The 18,654-nt window shown below is 56.7% G+C and carries 20 protein-coding genes; 10 read left to right on the forward strand and 10 right to left on the reverse strand.

The features are described 5' to 3' along the window. Positions 1–863 precede the first annotated feature (863 nt). From HY696_12570 to HY696_12605, 8 genes are all read right to left on the reverse strand, one after another. Positions 864–2,543, reverse strand: a complete 1,680-nt coding sequence (locus tag HY696_12570; GenBank protein MBI4239233.1) for a (2Fe-2S)-binding protein — start codon at positions 2,541–2,543, stop codon at positions 864–866. A 151-nt stretch (positions 2,544–2,694) separates the two neighbouring features. Continuing rightward, complete coding sequence (gene nuoF / locus HY696_12575) at positions 2,695–3,975, reverse strand: NADH-quinone oxidoreductase subunit NuoF (protein MBI4239234.1); 1,281 nt, start codon at positions 3,973–3,975, stop codon at positions 2,695–2,697. Between the two features lie 79 nt (positions 3,976–4,054). Further along, positions 4,055–4,531: an NADH-quinone oxidoreductase subunit NuoE gene (nuoE, locus tag HY696_12580; GenBank protein MBI4239235.1), complete on the reverse strand. Its 477-nt coding sequence runs from the start codon at positions 4,529–4,531 to the stop codon at positions 4,055–4,057. 110 nt (positions 4,532–4,641) lie between these two features. Next, positions 4,642–5,829 (reverse strand): NADH-quinone oxidoreductase subunit D, encoded by a 1,188-nt coding sequence (locus tag HY696_12585; GenBank protein ID MBI4239236.1) that lies wholly within the window; start codon positions 5,827–5,829, stop codon positions 4,642–4,644. Positions 5,830–5,831: 2 nt separating this feature from the next. Then, on the reverse strand, positions 5,832–6,317 hold the full coding sequence (locus HY696_12590) for an NADH-quinone oxidoreductase subunit C (protein ID MBI4239237.1): 486 nt from the start codon (positions 6,315–6,317) through the stop codon (positions 5,832–5,834). Between the two features lie 11 nt (positions 6,318–6,328). Next, positions 6,329–6,859: an NADH-quinone oxidoreductase subunit NuoB gene (gene nuoB / locus HY696_12595; GenBank protein ID MBI4239238.1), complete on the reverse strand. Its 531-nt coding sequence runs from the start codon at positions 6,857–6,859 to the stop codon at positions 6,329–6,331. 56 nt (positions 6,860–6,915) lie between these two features. Further along, entirely contained in the window at positions 6,916–7,290 is a 375-nt protein-coding gene (ndhC, locus tag HY696_12600; GenBank protein MBI4239239.1) for an NADH-quinone oxidoreductase subunit A, read from the reverse strand. A 56-nt stretch (positions 7,291–7,346) separates the two neighbouring features. Beyond that, on the reverse strand, positions 7,347–7,703 hold the full coding sequence (locus HY696_12605) for a PilZ domain-containing protein (protein ID MBI4239240.1): 357 nt from the start codon (positions 7,701–7,703) through the stop codon (positions 7,347–7,349). 128 nt (positions 7,704–7,831) lie between these two features. On the opposite strand from HY696_12605, the gene HY696_12610 reads away from it, so the two are divergent. The 5 genes from HY696_12610 to HY696_12630 all read left to right on the forward strand — a co-directional run bounded on the left by HY696_12610 (position 7,832) and on the right by HY696_12630 (position 12,877). Further along, the gene (locus HY696_12610; GenBank protein MBI4239241.1) at positions 7,832–8,854 is read left to right on the forward strand and encodes an NAD(P)-dependent glycerol-3-phosphate dehydrogenase; all 1,023 of its coding nucleotides are present in this window, start codon (positions 7,832–7,834) and stop codon (positions 8,852–8,854) included. A gap of 128 nt (positions 8,855–8,982) precedes the next feature. Continuing rightward, positions 8,983–10,860, forward strand: coding sequence for a hypothetical protein (locus HY696_12615; protein MBI4239242.1), 1,878 nt, complete (start codon positions 8,983–8,985; stop codon positions 10,858–10,860). 67 nt (positions 10,861–10,927) lie between these two features. Then, positions 10,928–11,176, forward strand: coding sequence for a hypothetical protein (locus HY696_12620; protein MBI4239243.1), 249 nt, complete (start codon positions 10,928–10,930; stop codon positions 11,174–11,176). Positions 11,177–11,178: 2 nt separating this feature from the next. Next, complete coding sequence (locus HY696_12625) at positions 11,179–11,961, forward strand: SAM-dependent chlorinase/fluorinase (GenBank protein ID MBI4239244.1); 783 nt, start codon at positions 11,179–11,181, stop codon at positions 11,959–11,961. A gap of 4 nt (positions 11,962–11,965) precedes the next feature. Then, on the forward strand, positions 11,966–12,877 hold the full coding sequence (locus tag HY696_12630) for a TIGR01777 family protein (protein MBI4239245.1): 912 nt from the start codon (positions 11,966–11,968) through the stop codon (positions 12,875–12,877). Between the two features lie 13 nt (positions 12,878–12,890). Here HY696_12630 and HY696_12635 read toward each other — a convergent pair whose 3' ends face one another. Next, on the reverse strand, positions 12,891–13,265 hold the full coding sequence (locus tag HY696_12635) for a PilZ domain-containing protein (protein MBI4239246.1): 375 nt from the start codon (positions 13,263–13,265) through the stop codon (positions 12,891–12,893). Positions 13,266–13,273: 8 nt separating this feature from the next. After that, a complete protein-coding gene (locus HY696_12640) occupies positions 13,274–13,615 on the reverse strand; it encodes a hypothetical protein (GenBank protein ID MBI4239247.1) in 342 nt (113 codons plus the stop codon). Between the two features lie 224 nt (positions 13,616–13,839). Between HY696_12640 and HY696_12645 the strand changes: the two genes are divergently transcribed. The 5 genes from HY696_12645 to HY696_12665 all read left to right on the forward strand — a co-directional run bounded on the left by HY696_12645 (position 13,840) and on the right by HY696_12665 (position 18,639). Then, entirely contained in the window at positions 13,840–15,324 is a 1,485-nt protein-coding gene (locus HY696_12645; protein ID MBI4239248.1) for a redoxin domain-containing protein, read from the forward strand. Next, the gene (gene rsmG / locus HY696_12650; protein ID MBI4239249.1) at positions 15,308–15,955 is read left to right on the forward strand and encodes a 16S rRNA (guanine(527)-N(7))-methyltransferase RsmG; all 648 of its coding nucleotides are present in this window, start codon (positions 15,308–15,310) and stop codon (positions 15,953–15,955) included. Before HY696_12645 ends, rsmG begins: the two co-directional genes overlap by 17 nt. 478 nt (positions 15,956–16,433) lie before the next feature. Next, the gene (locus HY696_12655; protein ID MBI4239250.1) at positions 16,434–17,327 is read left to right on the forward strand and encodes a ParA family protein; all 894 of its coding nucleotides are present in this window, start codon (positions 16,434–16,436) and stop codon (positions 17,325–17,327) included. After that, entirely contained in the window at positions 17,230–18,144 is a 915-nt protein-coding gene (locus HY696_12660; GenBank protein MBI4239251.1) for a ParB/RepB/Spo0J family partition protein, read from the forward strand. The genes HY696_12655 and HY696_12660 overlap by 98 nt, the downstream gene beginning before the upstream one ends. Before the next feature lie 57 nt (positions 18,145–18,201). Continuing rightward, entirely contained in the window at positions 18,202–18,639 is a 438-nt protein-coding gene (locus HY696_12665) for a polymer-forming cytoskeletal protein (GenBank protein MBI4239252.1), read from the forward strand. Positions 18,640–18,654 lie beyond the last annotated feature (15 nt).

Genomic DNA, 18,654 nt, shown 5'->3' on the forward strand with positions numbered 1-18,654 from the left:
CAGCCGGACCCATTGCCAATCGAGTCCCGGCAGATGCCAGCCGCCGAAGAACAGCGTGGCGAGGAGTGCCGAGGCGACGGCGATATGGGCATATTCGGCCATGAAGAAGAGCGCGAATTTCATGCTACTGTATTCGGTATGGAAACCGGCGACGAGTTCCGATTCGCCTTCGGGCAAGTCGAATGGATTGCGGTTGGTTTCCGCAAACAGGGCGGTCAGAAAGAGGAGGAACGCCACTGGTTGGTTTACGGCGAACCAATGATGCAATGCTCCCGCCTGCATGGCGACGATCTCCGGAATGCGCGCCGTCCCTGCGGCCAGCAGCACACTGACCAGCGCCAAACCCATCGCCAATTCGTAACTGATCATTTGCGCCGAAGAACGCATGCCGCCGAGCAGCGAATAGTTATTATAGGAAGACCACCCCGCCAACATGACGCCGTAGACGCCAATTGAACCGACGGCCAAGATGTACAACAGTCCGACGTTTAAGTCCGCGACCTGCAGCCGCAACGTGTAGTCACCCAATTGCAACGGTTCGCCGAATGGGACCACGCCGATCGTGACACTGGCCACAAAGATTGCGATGAGTGGGGCGAGGCAGAAAAAAAATCGATTCGCGCGTGCAGGCAGGATGTCTTCTTTGGTCAGGAGTTTGATGACGTCGGCGATGTTGTGCAGCATGCCGCCCAGACGGATTCCGAGGATAGCCGCGCGATTCGGGCCGCGCCGATCTTGGATATAGGCGGAGCCTTTCCGCTCGAACCAGATCAAGAGAGGAATAAAGGTCAAGACGACGGAGACGATGAAAATCGGTTTAATAATTTCGACCCAGAGCATACTAAGACTCCTGACGTCCGCACTTACGCACTGACGCACTGACGCACGGCCGTGCCGTTCAACAGCGTGCCGAACTCTCCCACCTGCTCCCACGTGATGCCTTGAAAACTCGGCACGGTCTCACCGATGGCCGCCAAGATCGCTGCGGCGTCTTCCCATGGCAATGGCCGCCCTTCCAATGTGGCCACGTGTTGTGCCACCGCCCAGGCGGGCCGTGCTTCCGCCTGTGACGGCATCGCGCGTTCGAACCGCTGCACCCGCCCCTTCACATTCACAAACGTGCCGCACTGCTCCGCGACCGTCGCTAACGGCAACACGAAATCCGCCCACGGATACGGGTCCGGTGTGGGAGCCTCCAACGTATCCGTCTTTAATGTGTCCAATCGATCCGCCGCGCCACCCTGTTCGATCACGGCGTCGACGTTTGTCAGCGGTCGCCATCGCACGGCATCCGGATGCACGCCCCAATTGGTAGTCAGCAAGACGACGCATGCCGGCCGCGTCTGCTGCACGGCTGCGATTTCCTCCGGTGTGAGCGCATCGAGCACGAACAGTACTCGTGCGCCACCGGCATAACGTTCATGGATTCCAAATTCTGAGAGCGCGCGGGCGTTCGGATTTTTGTCGCAGTGACGCAGAATTTGATCTTCACTTGGATTCGGATATTCGCGCCGTGTGGCAAACAGCCGCGCGCCCGCCCAGGTTTCCCGCACTAATCGGGTCCATGCAAAGTTCTCTTCGTTCGAACATTGCGCCGAAAGCACGACCGCGCGCTCCGCAACCGACACCTGCGCCAATATCGTGCGCAGCTGTGCCAACACGGTGTCCCATGATGCGCGTGTCCATTGTCGGTTTTCCGGCGAGCGTGCAAATGGTGTGACTACGCGATCGGGAGCGTTAATATATTTGTACGTCAGCCGGCCCTCGTCACACATCCAGCACTCATTGACGTCGTTGTTTTCGCGCGGTCGATACCGATACGCCACACCCCGTTCTTGATCGAGCCAAACGTTACATCCGGTGGAGCATCCGGTGCAAAGCGATGGAGTTTTGGAAAGGAACCAAACGCGCTTGCCGAAACGAAAATCGCGACTGGTGAGTGCGCCGACCGGGCAGATGTCGACCGTGTTCAACGAATAGGCGTTTTTCATCCCTTCCGTACCATACGTGACGATGGTGGAACGGTCGCCGCGCTCCGAGAGCGCGATTTCATGGGCCTTCGGCACTTCGTCGCAAAAGCGGACGCAACGCGTACACAAAATACAGCGCTCGTCGTCGAGCACGACAAGCGGCCCCAACGGCACCGCTTTCGGTTTTTGGACTTTTTGCTCGCGGAATCGATACGGCACGGCGGAATGATCGAAGTATTGATCTTGCAACTTGCATTCGCCGGCTTGGTCACAGATCGGACAATCGAGTGGATGGTTGATTAGAATGAATTCGAGCACCGATTTGCGCGCTTCCAGCACGACTGGGGAATCCGTTTTGATTTCCATGCCCTCTTGCACCGGGCAGTTGCATGAGATCTCCAATTTCGGACGGCCGACCACTTCGACCAGGCACATGCGGCAATTTCCAGCGATCGAGAGTTTGTGATGATAGCAAAAATACGGGATCTTAATTCCCTGCTCCAGACAGACTTGCAGGACCGTCTTGCCAGCCGGCACGTCATATCCCTGACCGTTAATCGTGATTTTTGGCATGCAATTAACTCACTTCCATAGTCTCCCTCTCCCGTTGGGGAGAGGGACGGGGTGAGGGGGAGAATCATGCGTCTGACGACTCCCCCTCACTCCGTCCGCCTGCGGCGAACTTCCCTCTCCCCAACGGGAGAGGGAGGTCAAGGAACAAAAACTATCCCTGCCACTCCGGTGCTGGGTACGGTGACCGTCCCTCCCGAATGAACGCCTCAAATTCCGTCCGAAACTTCGTGACGTAACTGCGCACCGGCATCGCCAATGCGTCGGCCAACGCGCAAATCGTGCGGCCTTGCATCTTGTCGGCCAGGTCTTGGAGCAACGCCAAGTCTTCGTGGCGTCCTTCGCCGTGGTAGAGGCGATGCAGGATTTTTTCGACCCATCCCGAACCCTCGCGGCACGGTGTGCACTGGCCGCACGATTCGTGATGATAAAACACCGCCAGATTTTCCAACGCTGCGACCATGCTGGTTTGATCGTCGATGATGATCATTCCGCCAGAGCCGAGAAATGTTCCCGCGCCTTGGAGCGACTCATAATCGAGCGTCACGGCAAACGCCTCGTCCGCCGTGAGGACCGGAACCGACGATCCGCCGACGATCACGGCCTTCAGTTTGCGACCCTTCCATACGCCACCACAATATTCTTCCAGAAACAATTTGAACGGAATGCCGAGTGGCACTTCATAGACGCCGGGACGATTGACATGTCCGGAGACGCTCCAGAGCTTGGTGCCGGTACTTTTGCCGACGCCGATTTTGGCGTACGCCTCGCCGCCATGTTCGAGGATCCATGGCAGTGCGGCAATCGTTTCCACGTTGTTGACCACGGTGGGGCACCCGAAGGCCCCGGACACGGCCGGAAATGGAGGCTTGATGCGCGGCATGCCACGTTTGCCTTCGAGCGATTCGATCAGTCCGGTTTCTTCGCCGCAGATATACGCGCCGGCTCCGCGATGTTGATAAAAATCGAGGCTGAAATTTGACCCGCAAATATTCTGTCCCAAAAACCCGTGCTGATACGCCTCGGCAATGGCTTGCTCTACCATCTCCCATGGCCGATAGAATTCGCCACGAATATATTGATACGCGGTCCGCACACCCAATGCGTAGCTGGCGATGATGACGCCTTCGATCAGCATATGTGGATCGTTTTCGAGGATCGCGCGGTCTTTAAAAGTGCCGGGCTCCGACTCGTCCGCATTGATGCAAAGATAAATCGGCTTTCCGGTATTTTTCGGGACAAATCCCCATTTCACGCCCGCCGGGAATCCCGCGCCGCCACGCCCTCGCAACCCCGATCGCTTGGCTTCCTCCGTCACTTGTTCCGGCGACATCTGGAACATTTTTTTGAGCGTCGCATAGCCACCCTGCGCCAAATAGGTCTGGATTGATCGGGAATGCGGCTTGCCCCAATTTTTGGTCAGGATCGGTTCCATACTATTGTGTACCAGAGGATCCTTCCCCGCCGGAGGTTGCGCCTCAGGATGACGATGCGGCAGAAAATCTGCCGCATCGTCACTTCAATGCATCCAATAATTTGTCGACCTGCTCCGGCGTAAGATTTTCGTAATAGTCGCGACCGTTCACTTGCATCATCGGAGCGGTGCCGCACGATCCAAGGCACTCCACTTCCGATAACTGAAACCGTCCGTCCGGCGTTTGTCCGCCGACGCGGACCCCCAATTTTCCTTCCAGATATTTTGTCAGCTGCTTTGCGCCACGGAGCCAGCAACTGAGCGTGCGGCATACTTGCAAATGGTGCCGCGCACACGGCCGCCGTTCGTACATCGTGTAGAACGTAACGACTTCGTACACCGCCGCCGGTGTGATATCCAACACCTGCGCGACGGCTTCCATGGCCTCCGCGCTGACCCAACCCTCTTGCGCCTGGACGATCCATAACACCGGCAACAACGCCGCGCGTCGTGTGGGATAACGAGCACAGAGTTGTTCGATTTGGTCGCGTTGGGCGGGCGTAAACTGAAAGGCCATGCGCGGCTCTTTACGGGAGTTGGCGGGAAGAATCAAGTCGGCGCATCATTATTTCCACGACCAAATCGTGATTCCGATCAGTCGTTGAGGGGCGCCCGAGTCACCCGCCGTTAGCGATCCAATTCACCGGCGACAATATTGAGATTTCCGAGCACTGCGATCGCGTCGGCAATCAAGCTGCCTTTGATGAGGTGTGGATAGGCTTGAAAGAGCGCGAAACAGGGAGGCCGGACTTTGAGTCGATACGGTTTTCCGGTGCCATTGCTGACGAGATAAAAGCCAAGCTCCCCATTGGCCGCCTCGGTGTAGGAATACACTTCACCGACCGGCGGCTTGACGCCGAACATGATCAATTCAAAGTGGCGGATCAGCCCTTCAATGCTGTTGTACACCTCGTGCTTCGGTGGCAGGGCCGAACGTCCTGCCGGATTGATGATCGGCCCATCGGGAATCTTATCCAAGGCCTGATGGATGAGCCGTTCCGATTGATCGATCTCTTCGATCCGCACCATGATCCGATCGAACGAATCGCCCACTTCGCCGATCGGGATATCGAATTGCAGTTCGTCGTAACACAAATACGGATGGGCCTTGCGGACATCGTATGGTTCGCCACTGGCGCGCAAGCACGGGCCGGTGAAGCCGTAGGCGATCGCGTCTTCGCGTGAGATCACGCCAACGTCGCGCGTTCGATCCAGGAAGATCCGATTTTTGCGCAACAGCCCCATGACATCCTTCACCGCCTTGCGCATTTCCAACAACGCGCCGCGCACGCCCTTGGCGAATCCTTCGGGCAGATCGCGCGCCACGCCACCGATCCGCGTGTAGGTGTTAGTGAGTCGCGCCCCGGTCAGGGCTTCGACCCAGACGTACATCAACTCGCGCACGTTGAAGAAATACCAATAATTCGTGAGCGCGCCCAAATCGACGACGTTCGTGGCGATGCAGACCAAATGGTCCATGATGCGCGAGAGTTCGCTGATGATCACTCGGATGTATTGCGCGCGCGGCGGTACCGTGATGCCGAGCAATTTCTCCACCGCCATGCAGTACCCGACGTTATTCAGCAGCGGCGAGACGTAGTTCAGTCGATCCGTGTACGGAATGACTTGCGTGTAGGTGTGATCTTCCGATTCCTTTTCGAAGCAGCGATGCAGATAGCCGATTTCCGGTTCCGCACCGACGATGCGTTCGCCATCGAGCGTGAGCAACACGCGCAACGTCCCGTGCATCGTCGGATGTGACGGACCCATATTGAGGTGCATGTGATGCGTATGTAAGGCGTCAGTCATGGCCATGCTCACATCAGCGGATCGGGCGTTGGAATTTTGGGACGCCGATTCACCGGATAGTCCTTCCGCAGCGGATGTCCTTCGAATTCGTCGAACGTCAGTAAACGCTTCAAATGTGGATGCCCGACAAAGGTGATGCCGAAGAGATCGAACGCTTCTCGTTCAAACCAATTCGCCGCCGGCCATACCGCGACCACCGAATCGACTTGCGGCGCTTCTCCGGCAAGCCGCACTTTCACCCGTACGCGATGTTTCTGTGTAGTGGAGTAGAGATGGTACACGACTTCAAATCGCTCGGCTCGTTCCGAATAATCCACACCACACAGATCGATCAGCATGTTGCATTCGATGCCCGGCGTTGCTTTCAACCACTGACAAAGCGGCACGATCTGTTCGCGGCGCACGATGGCCGTTTCATCCCCGCGAAAGTTGTGGGTTTCGATTATCGCTTCGCCGAAGCGGGCCCGGAGTTGTTCTAAGATCGCTTGTGACATGTTGCTCTCAGTTAAGCGGCGTTCCCTTTTTTGACCACACCCGACGCGGCCACCAGCGGCGGTGCCACGGGAAACGATTGCCCGGTCCCGCAAATTTTTTCCTGCAATTTGACTAATGCGTGGATGATTTGCTCCGGCCGTGGTGGACAGCCGGGAATGTAGACATCCACCGGAATGATTTCATCGATCCCCTGCAGCGTCGAATAGTTGTCGTAAAATCCACCCGACGAGGCACACGCACCCATCGCGATGCACCATTTCGGTTCACACATTTGGTCCCAGACCCGCTTGAGAATCGGTGCCATTTTATATGTGATCGTTCCCATGACCAACATGAGATCCGCTTGCCGCGGACTGAAACGTACCAGCTCCGCGCCGAAGCGCGAGATGTCGAAGCGCGAAGAGACCACGCCCATGAATTCGATCGCGCAACACGCGGTGCCAAACGGCATCGGCCACAAGGAATACTTCCGCCCCCACGCCAACACGTGTTCCAAGCGCGTGGTGAAGAACCCCTCCTGCAATGTGTTCTGGATGCCCATATCGTTCCAGCGTACGCACGTAAGCACGTACGCACGTACGCACTTACGCACGTAAGTTACTGTTCCCAATCCAACGCGCGTCGCTTCCACACATATGCGAGCCCGAGCCCGAGGATGGCCACAAAAAGCAATCCCTCGGTGACGATGAATGGGCCCATCCCATTCTCACGAAATGACCGCACCAAGATTGCCCATGGAAAGAGAAACGTGACTTCGACATCGAACAGCAGAAAGAGGATCGCCACCAAGAAAAAATGAATCGAAAATCGCTGTCGCGGATTGGAGGCCTGGTCCACGCCGCATTCATACGGTGCTAGCTTGGCCTTGGACGGCCGTTTTTTGCCGATCAGCGCTGAGAGTCCCAAAAAGCCAAGTCCCAACGCAATGGCGAAAAGAAAGAGCACGGCGATAGGAAGATACTCAGAAAGCATCGCGCGGGATGATGCGCTGAAGAGGGTGACAATGTCAACGAGAAGACGGCGAAGTTTTAATGACCGAGACCATGACGGCGTAAATATCGAACGACGGCGTCGTGACCCATCGTGAAAAGATTCGTGAAGCGGATCCCGATGCGTGTTTTACTTCCGGAGAATTCACGGCGCACAATTTCGCCACGCAATGAGACGTCGCGTTCCAGTGCGGAGAGATCGACGACGACCTCGACCCGTCCCCCCTCCTGCACCGCCGGGCTATCCGCGTCGAGCATCATGCCGCCGCAACTGAGATTCAGCGCGGTGGCCGGAATGAGCCGCCCTTTGTAGCGAATCGTGACCGGCAACTCGATGTCGACCCGCTCATGGCGGCGCCGTTCTGCCGCTTCCTGTTCCGAAGGTTGATCCACCATGCCACACCCCTTGTGCAGTGTATATCGGCCCTCGGCCAGAAAAGTTGCGTGAAAAATCCCCAGTGCTTTCTACCATGCTAACCGGCTGTTGCAACTCCTCATTTCCTGACTTATGACTCATACTCTCTATGTCATCAACCATTGCGGTCATCGGAGCGGGCAGTTGGGGCACAGCATTGGCGCGGCTCTTGGCGAGCCAAGGCCGCCCGGTCACGTTGTGGGCCTTCGAGGCGGATTTGGCCGCGCGGCTTCAGGCCACTCGGATCAACGATATCTATCTCCCTGGCGTAATCTTGCCCCCCTCGTTGACTTGTACTACCGACCTGACGCAAGCCGTCCATGAAGCCACGCTTGTCGTGTTGGTGACCCCAAGCCACGTACTGCGCAGCGTGGCTACACAAATGGCACCGGCTCTCTCCCCGACTGCCATCATCACCTGCTGCACTAAAGGAATCGAAATCGGCACCGGCCGACTCATGTCCGAAGTCTTGGTCGAGGCGCTCCCTCAGCACCCCACCACACTCCATACCTTTCTCTCCGGCCCCAGCTTCGCGAAAGAAGTTGCGGCGGAACAGCCTACGGCCGTTGTAGTGGCTGGGACTGATCGTGTTGCTACGCAACGCGTACAAGAAGTTTTTCGCACTCCGTATTTTCTGACATTCACCCACGATGACGTCATCGGCGTCGAAGTCGGCGGCGCGGTGAAAAACGTCCTCGCGATCGCTACCGGTATCGCCGAGGGACTCGGCCTTGGCCACAACACCCGCGCTGCCCTCATCACGCGTGGGCTGTATGAAATGATCAAGCTCGGCCGTGTCCTCGGTGCCAATCCGTTAACCTTCGCTGGCCTCGCCGGCCTGGGCGACCTTGTCCTCACATGCACCGGCGAACTCTCTCGCAATCGGCAAGTGGGCATTGCGCTGGGCCAAGGAACTCCGCTCGAAAAAATCCTCCGCACCATGACCATGGTTGCCGAAGGCGTGGCCACCTCGAAGGCCGTTTACGCCCTCATCCAGCGCCATCAATTGCGTGCGCCGATCTGCAGCGCCATCTATCATATCCTCCACGCCGGCATGCCGCCCCGCGCAGCGCTGACCGAGTTGACCTCGATGGACCTCAAAGATGAGTTCGCCGAGTGGCTCGTGAAATAGTAAGTGGAGTGTTCCCTTCACCATATTATTAGGGGTCACTCCGTCTCGCTGACGCAGTTCTAGGCCCTTTCCGGCCCTCGATTTTGGCTTTACAGTCGTCAAATATGCGTATTATACGTCGCTGAAATATGAACCCCCGCATCTACCGCCCTCCGTTTCAAACCAAACTCCCGGGACAGCAATGGGTGCTGCGCCGCGAAACACGGCGCCATCAGCCATCGGCAGCCAATGCGTTCAGTGCCAGACATCCAGCGAATCGTACGCGCATCGACCCGGCTCGCCAGCCATATGTTCCCTCTCTCTCGCCACCAGCCACCGCGCTCAGCGTCGCTGTCATCCCCACACTTCCCATCGGCATGATGGTGGACGGTGGTTTCGGACCGTCATCCGGAGAGCCCCCGCCGTTCCTCACTGGGGCGATGATTGTTCTCTGCGCGGCTGCCGTCGTGGGGCTGGGTTATACGATGCATCGAGTCGCCCATCAGCTGAGCGGTGGTTGGGGCGGATTTATCTACGGACCCTTTGTGACAATCCCTGCGGCCCTGCCGCGAGTCGTAGCAGCACGCCCACAGACACTCGCGGAGCCGGAGTCTGAAGATCCTGCGATGGGGGCTCTTCCGCCATTAGAGCGCGGCGCGATCTTGGCCTATGACCTTATTCGTTGCATCCCCAAACCGTTTGGCGCCGCGCGCGTGCTCCGGAACGCGACTAAAGCTGCCGCTCGCGTAGCAACATTGCGCACCAACGGTGCTGACTGGAACGCCATCACGATCGCGGCACAAGACGCCACGCACCAATTCGAGGCCGCCATCAAAGCATTCCATGGCAACGCGATCATGTTGCTCGTAGCGACGGAGCAATTTGCGGCACATCTACAACAGAACGCCGAAACGACGCTCGCCGAAATTTCATGGCGGTGCGCTGGCACGTTAGGGATGACGATCGGTCAGCAGGTGCGGAGCCACGCTGAGAAGACGCAACAATTTACTGCCGACGCGGCGGCGTTCGCTGCGTATTGCGCCCATCGCGCTGCTGTTGCGTACATCAACGCCTCCCATTGTGCGACAGTTGACCATGCGTCATCGCCAGTACTGCAACATTTGTCTGCGGCGGAAGCCGCGTATCAGTTGCTCCACGAATGTTGCGCAGCGCTTGAACGACCGGCGGACGTTGCAAAAGTCGAAGTCACAATCGAACAGCTCCGATATGAAATGGCAGAGACCATCGCCACATTTCACCGTCGAGTGCTACAAGATGCCGCCGAGGCGACAGCTTGTCGCGATTCCCGAGCCAATGCCAAAGCCTCAGCGCAACAAGCGCAACTCTTTCCCCCGTGGACCGAATATGTCGATGTTCCGTGGATTCACGCATCGACGCTTCTCGATCGTCTGAATGCGGATTTTGAGCCTATCGAGTCGGAGATAGAGCGCCTCAGACAAATGTTGGACCGTCTCCACACCCAAATCGAAGACTTACACATCGACGGTCCGCTCGACGCCGTGGCCGCGGAAGTCTTGGAAATCGTGGCTGGCTGGCTCCGACGTTCGTGGGTCGTAGTGACCGGCCCCCTTGCCTCGCGCGCCGAGCGAGAGCGCGAACGGGAGCGGTTACAGGCCAATGCAGTTCGACAGGGCCGACGTTTGGAACAACTGCAAACCAACGATCTCCGTGACACTGCGACGACCACGTTTTCCGCGCTCCTTGAAGCCGTGCGCCGACATGCTCCACTTCATCCGGAGGCGGAAGAAATCGCACGAGCGGCGCTGCTCACGTTCCTCCGCCAACGCCCGGAGTGGACCAGCACGCTCTTGGAAGTCTTGTTGCAACAAGCCGACATGGCTCCAAGCCTCATCTTTAACCTCGTCACTATCCTCGGCACTGAACAACCCGGATGGTTCACTGCTGCGCCGCTCGATCTCTTGCGTTTCCACGCCACGCGGCACTCCGTTGCCATCCGTGCTTGGCGCCAACTACAAGCTACACATCCGCACACGTTTGCGGTCTAAACGCTTATGGCGCTGGCATCGAGCGAATGATTGACAAGCATCAGCTGCTTCATCTAAGCACCGGCGCATGCCTCGCGGAAAAACGAAGACGCGCACCACGCGCGATGAATTAGAAATGAGCCTCTCCGAAGACGACTTGATTTCCGGCCTCATGGAGATCCAAGGCCGAAATGTCGAAGTCGTGGCGTTTGGGATCGCGTATTCCGGCGTGTTGAAGGAAATTAACGTTCGACAAGGATACGTAACAGTCGCTGACGGCGAAGATCTCGCCGCGTTGGAATTCGAACGCATCGAATCGTATCGTCTACTCGAGTAATTGTGGCCATCATCACCCTCACCACAGATTTTGGCACCCGCGACGGTTATGTCGGCGCGATGAAAGGCGTTGTGCTCTCTATCGCGCCGCACGCACACTTGCACGATTTGGCCCACCAACTCCCCGCCCACGACGTCACTCACGCGGCCTTCGTGCTAGCCGAGGCCGCACGCTACTTCCCTGCCAACACGATTCACGTCGCGGTTGTCGATCCCGGCGTGGGCAGTGCGCGCCTTCCTATCTGCGTATGTTGCAAGGAACAGTGGTATGTCGGTCCCGATAATGGTCTCTTTACGCTTTGTCTCGGCGACGACCCTTGGATCGGTTACCAGCTCACGAATCCCGCTTATTTTCGCCACGCTGTCAGTCCGACCTTCCACGGCCGCGACCTCTTTGCGCCGATCGCCGCCCACGTGGCCAACGGCGTCGATCCGCAGCAATTCGGACCTCCGCTCGCCACGCTGACTCAACTGCCCCTCCCCACCACGCAACGCACCGGCGACGAACTCTGCGGAGAAGTCATTTATCTGGATCACTTCGGCAATGCAGTGACTAACATCCGCACCACGGACCTTTCCGTAACAGGCAATATGCTGCGCATCCAAGTCGGCGAAGTCGTCATCGACGGCCTGGCCCGCACCTACGAAGACCGTCCGCCACTGGCCCCGCTGGCCGTAATCGGCAGTCATCACTTACTAGAAATCGCCGTGCGCGAAGGTAGCGCCGCCCGCCAACTGCAACTCCGCCGTGGGACCCCGGTGCAAGTCCGATGCACCACGGCGTAATCGTATGCGCATCCTGATCACCGGTGGAACGGGCTTTGTCGGGCGCGCGCTCGTAGCACAATGCGTGGCGGACGGGCATCACTGTACACTCCTCACGCGCGGTGTGACTGAGCCGATCCTTGTTTCCTCCCAACTCACGCATCGCCCGTGGGACCCCTTCCAGCCAGGCCCATGGCAAGCGGCTGTTGAAGGCATTGATGCCGTCATTCATTTAGCTGGGGAATCAGTTGCTGCGCGACAATGGTCAATGGCGCAGCGGATGCGAATTACACAGAGTCGTGTTGTCAGCACGCAATTATTAGTCGAAGCCATAGGTCGTGCGGCGCAGCCCCCTGCCACGCTGCTCTGTGCCTCCGCGATCGGTTATTATGGCGATGGCGGAGAATCGTGGCTGACGGAAGCGCATGCGGCGGGTGATGATTTCTTGGCGCAAGTCTGTCGTGAATGGGAAGCGGCTGCGCGTGCGGCGACTGCATGGGGAACGCGCGTGGTCTCCTTACGGATCGGCCTTGTGCTGGGTCCTAATGGCGGGGCATTGGCCCGCATGCTCCCCGCATTCAGGCTGGGTCTTGGCGGTCGACTGGGCCCTGGCGATCAATGGATGAGCTGGATCCACCGAGACGATCTCATCGCGCTGCTGTGTTTCGCGCTGCACGACGCACGTGTCCATGGCCCGGTGAACGCCGTCAGTCCGTCTCCAGTGCGCAATCGTGATTTCACGCAGTGTCTCGCAGCGCTGCTCCATCGCCCAGCCGTGTGTCCACTCCCTGCCCCATTGCTTCGCCTGCTGTTAGGAGAGCGCGCCCAACTCCTGTTGGCGAGCCAGCGCGTCAGCGCCGCGCACGCGCTGGCACTGGGATTCCAATTTTCGCAGCCAGAGCTCGCAGGGGCACTCCGTGCTTGCGTGATACGATAATGCATTGCTGGTATTAGGAGGATTTTCGCGTGCCGGCCAATTGATGATAATCGCGGAGAATCGGCGCTGCATCGGTCGCGGCGCCGACGAGCAAATCTCGCAATCGTTCTCGATGTGGTGGAAGCAGCGCGGTAAATAGCAGTGCCATTCCCAGTTCATCACAGCGGTGAATCCGCGCCGTTGCCTCGATCGCATCTGCTCCAGCGCGAGATGTGATCCGCACTTGACACAGTTGTCCCACTGGTCGCTGTAATGGGGAAAAGAGAAAAAGCCCGCCGAAGCCAAGGTCTTTCGTTTCGCCCCGAATCACGACTCCGTCCGCAAAGCGACATTCCACGGACATCATCAGCGGCACCCGCACCCACACGCGCTGTTCACGAGGAGGCATGAAACGATCTATACCTTAATATTGATCAACGTCGAAAACATTTCATCCATCACTTCCGCGACACGAAAGTTCGGACGAAACGCGGTCTTCGTCACGATGTGATTTACCGACTCTTCAGCATAATCGATGTTCGTCGAATCGTAGCTATATGGATCCGCCGATTGCAGTTCCGGTGGCACGGGAATCCGTTCGGTCGTGGCTTCGACTCCGCCTTTCGGCAATGACTGTTGATTGACCCGCGTCTTGGCTGCGTTAGGAACGTTGTGGCGTGCAATGTTGTCCGCAGTCGCGTGGAGGCGGGTAAAATTAACCCCTATGCCGGTGAGTGGGATGGAGAAATTAAAACTCATGAGTCGCAAATTATACGACACATGGTGGTGATTGTCAAAATTCCTGGATGCACTTCTACTGGACTCCGCTCTCAGCGCGGCATAAATGAGCTATGGCCAGCGACCGATTTCGGCGTGCCGAATCCGTCCGCACCGTCTTGCGACTCCTCGCGGTTGTGCTCGCGTTGTATGTGGCGTGGCTGGGGGCACATAGTTTTGACCGCATCAAGGCCCTGGGGAAAAATATGCAGCCATCACCCACCAATACCGTGCACGCCCCGGAATTTCCGCCGGGCCTCGAATGGCTGAATACCGAGCGCCCACTAACGTTAAAGGAATTGCGTGGCAAAATCGTGCTACTCGATTTTTGGACCTATTGCTGCATCAATTGCATGCATGTCATTCCTGAGCTGAAGCGTTTAGAACAAGCGTTTCCGGATGAACTGGTCGTAATCGGCGTGCATTCGGCGAAATTTGTTGGCGAACGCGACACCGAGAACATCCGTCAAGCCGTGCTCCGTTATGAAATCGTCCATCCCGTAGTGAACGATTGGCAAATGCAGATTTGGGAGCAATATGCCGTCCGTGCTTGGCCGACTTTGGTCTTGATCGACCCGGAAGGACGGATCGCCGCTGCGACCTCGGGCGAAGGCATCTACGAACCGCTCCACAAAGCCATTACCAAGCTTATCGCCACCTTTGCGACCAAGGGATTGCTGGATCGCCGGCCGCTTGCGATGCGCCAGGAACGGCTTCCGGACGCCGACGCCCCCCTTTCATTTCCCGGCAAGGTTCTGGCCGACGCCGCGTCGGATCGACTCTTTATCGCCGATTCGAATCACCATCGCATCCTCGCCGTATCACTCCAGTCTGGTAAAGTGCTGCAACGCATCGGGTCTGGTGCGCGGGGACGGGATGACGGCGCGTTCACAACCGCCACATTTTTGCATCCTCAAGGCCTCGCCCTCGACGGTCAACAACTCTACGTTGCCGATACGGAGAATCATCTGATTCGTCGGATCGATTTGCAGGCGGAAACCGTAATGACGATTGCCGGAACCGGAGAGCAAGCACGCCGTCGTATGCGGCCAGGACCAGCACTCGACACCGCACTTAACTCCCCGTGGGATTTGGTTGTGCATCAGGGCGTGCTCTATATCGCGATGGCTGGGGCGCATCAGCTGTGGCGGCTCGACTTAGCAAGCGGCCAGTTGGCCGCGCATGCGGGCTCCGGGCGTGAAGACCTGCACGACGGCCCGTGGGACACCGCGGCCCTTGCCCAGCCCTCCGGCCTCGCTACGGACGGCCAGTCGCTGTATTTCGCGGATAGTGAAGTCAGTGCTATTCGTCGTGTGGACGTAGCGCCCGCCGGCCGAGTCGAGACGCTGTTTGGTGCCGGGCTTTTTGCCTTTGGCGATCGCGACGGAACCATTGGCACGGCCCGCTTACAGCATCCGCTGGGCGTTGCTCTGCACCGTGACAATTTGTACATTGCCGACACGTACAACAATAAAATCCGCCAGGTCGATCTTCGGACACGCACGTTGGAGTCATTTGTCGGAACCGGCAGCGCTGGACATGATGACGGCGATCCCGCGACGTTCGATGAACCGGCTGGTATTTCTGTGGCTGGCGACACGTTGTATGTCGCCGATACCAACAACCACGCGATTCGCGTCGTCGACCTTCAAACTCGCGCCGTACGGACGTTCAATGTCACGTTTGAGTAACCACACGACGGCGCCCGATCTCGTACGGGCGCGCTTCACTTTCCCTACGACGGTCTGGGATCGGTTTCGGCAGTATGTCGAATTGCTCCAACACTGGAATCAGACCTATCGGCTTGTTGGTTCAGCCGCAGCCGAAACGGTTTGGGACCTCCACATCGCTGATTCTCTCCTTCTTCTTCCCTTCATACCGGAAACAGGTCGCTTGGTTGACCTTGGGAGTGGCGCGGGTCTGCCGGGGATCCCGCTCCAAATTGTGCGAAATGATCTAGAAGTCGTATTGGTCGAGCCTCAGCAAAAGCGGATCAATTTTTGCGAGGAAGTGAAACGGCGGCTCGGCTTGTCTCGTCTCCGCATGGTGCGAGGTCGCGCAGAACAACCGGCTGTTGTGGCGGAAGCTGGGCGCGCTGATATCGTTGTTTCGCGCGCGACGTGGCAACTCTCGACGTATGTTCGTTACGCAATGGCGTATCGTCAACGCGACGGCCGGATCATTGCGATGAAAGGGCCTGGTTGGGAATCGGAACTCGTTGACCTCAAAGCGCGGTTGCCACTCAATATCTGGTCGCATGTCCAAGTTCAGCATGATGAACTTCCGCAAAGTCGGGCAAAAAGAGCTCTGCTTATTTTTTAAGCTGATTAATATCAAAATTATGATTCATATTTTTTTCATCCAGCAATGATTGCCGCGTTGCAGTTTGGCCATTTCCTTTGTGGTTGATTTGCATCGCTCTACAGCCTTTATGTATCGCGGTTTTGGGGGTGGATGTTTGGTATAGCAAAAATATTCATCCAGATAAGTGTATGAGAACGTTGCTGTTGACCTAAAATCGGCGTTGCGAATTGTTTTTGTAGTGCCGGTCATTTTATAAGCGTCAGTGGCCATTCGGTCTGGAAGACGTGTCGAGTGTCTGGTCATTGCTCTCTCAGCGTTGCCGGTGGTGATGTGGTGAAAAAGGGCGTGCGTGCGATGGCGGCTGTGTATGTTGTTTTGTCTGCCGATGCACGGTGTGCGGATGATTATTCGACTAAGGCTTGGTTCCACGTGAACTTATGCGATGTGGAGATAAGTTGTCCTTGCGACACAATTTGGAATGCGGTAGACAGCGTGCGTGGCCGTGATCATCACAATTTGCAATCAAAAGGGTGGCGTGGGGAAAACCACGACGTCTGTTAATCTCTCCGCGTCGCTTTCCGCAGCAGAAAAAAAGACTCTCCTAGTGGATATGGACCCGCAAGGGAATGCCGGAAGCGGCGTTGGCGTCGATAAAAGGGCGGTGACGCAGAGTGTGTATGATGTGTTGTTGGGTGAGTTGAGTATTGAAAGCGTAATTAAAAACACTGAATTGAGCCATTTGCATATCTTGCCATCTAACCTTGATTTGGTTGGAGCTGAGTTGGAATTGAGTGGGGCGGTTTCACGAGAAAGTCGGCTAATATCTGCTTTGACTCCGATTCTTTCGAATTATGATTACATAATAATCGACTGCCCCCCGTCGCTGGGACTCTTGACCCTTAATGCGTTGAACGCGTCTCATGGGGTTATTACTCCCGTGCAGTGTGAATATTACGCGCTTGAGGGGATTGCTGACCTCATGAGTACCGTCGAGTTGGTGAAAACAAGCCTCAATCCGCGGCTGCAGGTGTTGGGAGTGTTGCTGACGATGTATGATGGGAGGAATAATCTTTCTAAGCAGGTCGCCGAAGAGATCCGCTTCCATTTCGGTGTTCAAGTCTTTCAGAGTATCGTCCCTAGAAATGTCCGCCTTTCTGAAGCCCCGAGTCATGGCCGTCCGATTATTTTGTATGACATCAAATCGATAGGAGCGATTAAGTATCTTGAATTTGCCCAAGAAGTGATGGCAAGAACCCCGCTCTTATTGGAAGTCCCAGCAAAGGAGAAAGCCTATGGATTCGCCGCAACCGCCACGCAGGGCGTTGGGCAAGGGATTGGCATCGCTCATTCCGTCACGACCGCAAGCGGTGACGATACCGGAGAGGGATGAGTCTGGCGCTCGCGTTGGTGAGGCGGTGACAAAAATCCCACCGCATCAAATTGTCACCAATCGGCAGCAACCCAGGACGGAGTTCGACGAAGCGGCGTTGGATGAATTGGCAAATTCCGTGCGGCGAAACGGAATCCTGCAGCCTCTCCTTGTGACTCCACTCGATGGGGATCGGTATGAGTTGATTGCGGGAGAACGTCGGCTCCGAGCCGCGCGAATTGTTGGTTTGGAGGAAGTGCCGGTAATAATAAAGCAAAAGGTCGACACCGATGAAATGTTGGAGCTGGCGCTCATTGAAAATGTCCAACGTGAGGATCTCAATGCGATTGAAGAAGCAAAGGCCTACGCGGCCCTGATGGATCAGTTTGGGTACACGCAGGAAGAAGTCGCGGATCGTGTTGGTAAGTCGCGGGTGACGATTACGAATAGCCTTCGATTGCTTCAGTTGCCAAAAGTTGTGCAGGACGATGTGGTCGTAGGGAGATTGTCCGCCGGTCATGCCCGTTCAATTTTGGCGATTGGCGAGTTGCAAGAACAGTTGGCGATTCGTGAGCAAATTTTGAAGGCGCAACTTTCGGTGCGTGATGTAGAACGAATTGTTCAGCAGCGCCGAGGCTACCGCCAATCGCGCCCCCGGCATCGCGCCACCACTATTCAACCGTCGGCGCAGATTAAGTCGATTACGGACGAGATGATGCGCGCAACCGGGACAAAAGTGGAGATTCGTCCACGAACGGAGCAGTCTGGCATGGTGATGATCGAATATTATTCCTTGCAAGATTTAGATCGAGTCTATAGGAGGGTGACCGGACAATAGCAGCGGATGCGGAGGTGTCTCATGTTTCAGCGAGGAAATGGTGAGAAGGTCACGCGGATGCCGCAACCTCGTCACGATCAAGTCAATGGATTGCTCGATAAAGGGTGTTCGTTTGAAGGGAAATTGACCTTCGACGGAACGGTACAGATCAACGGCGATTTTCGCGGCGAAATTTATTCCGACGGCACATTGGTGATTGGGACCGAGGCGCGTGTCAAGTCGACCGTATTTGTCGATACGCTCATTGTGTATGGAAAAATTGAAGGAAAAATCGAGGCCAAGTCGCGAGTTGAAATGCATGTGCCGGCGGTCGTGACGGCAGATTTGAAGACGAAGAATTTGAGCATCGAAAATGGCGTCATTTTCCAGGGTACGTGTCAGATGGACCGACCCGTCGAAAAAGGCACCGAAGCGCGTCTCAATGCGGCCACGGCGAGTCCGACGCTCGTTGAAACTGAAGCCTCTGATGTGGAAGAAGATGTTTTGGTAATGTAGTCGTAATTTAACCGT

Source organism: Deltaproteobacteria bacterium (assembly GCA_016210045.1).
Taxonomy (GTDB): Bacteria; UBA10199; UBA10199.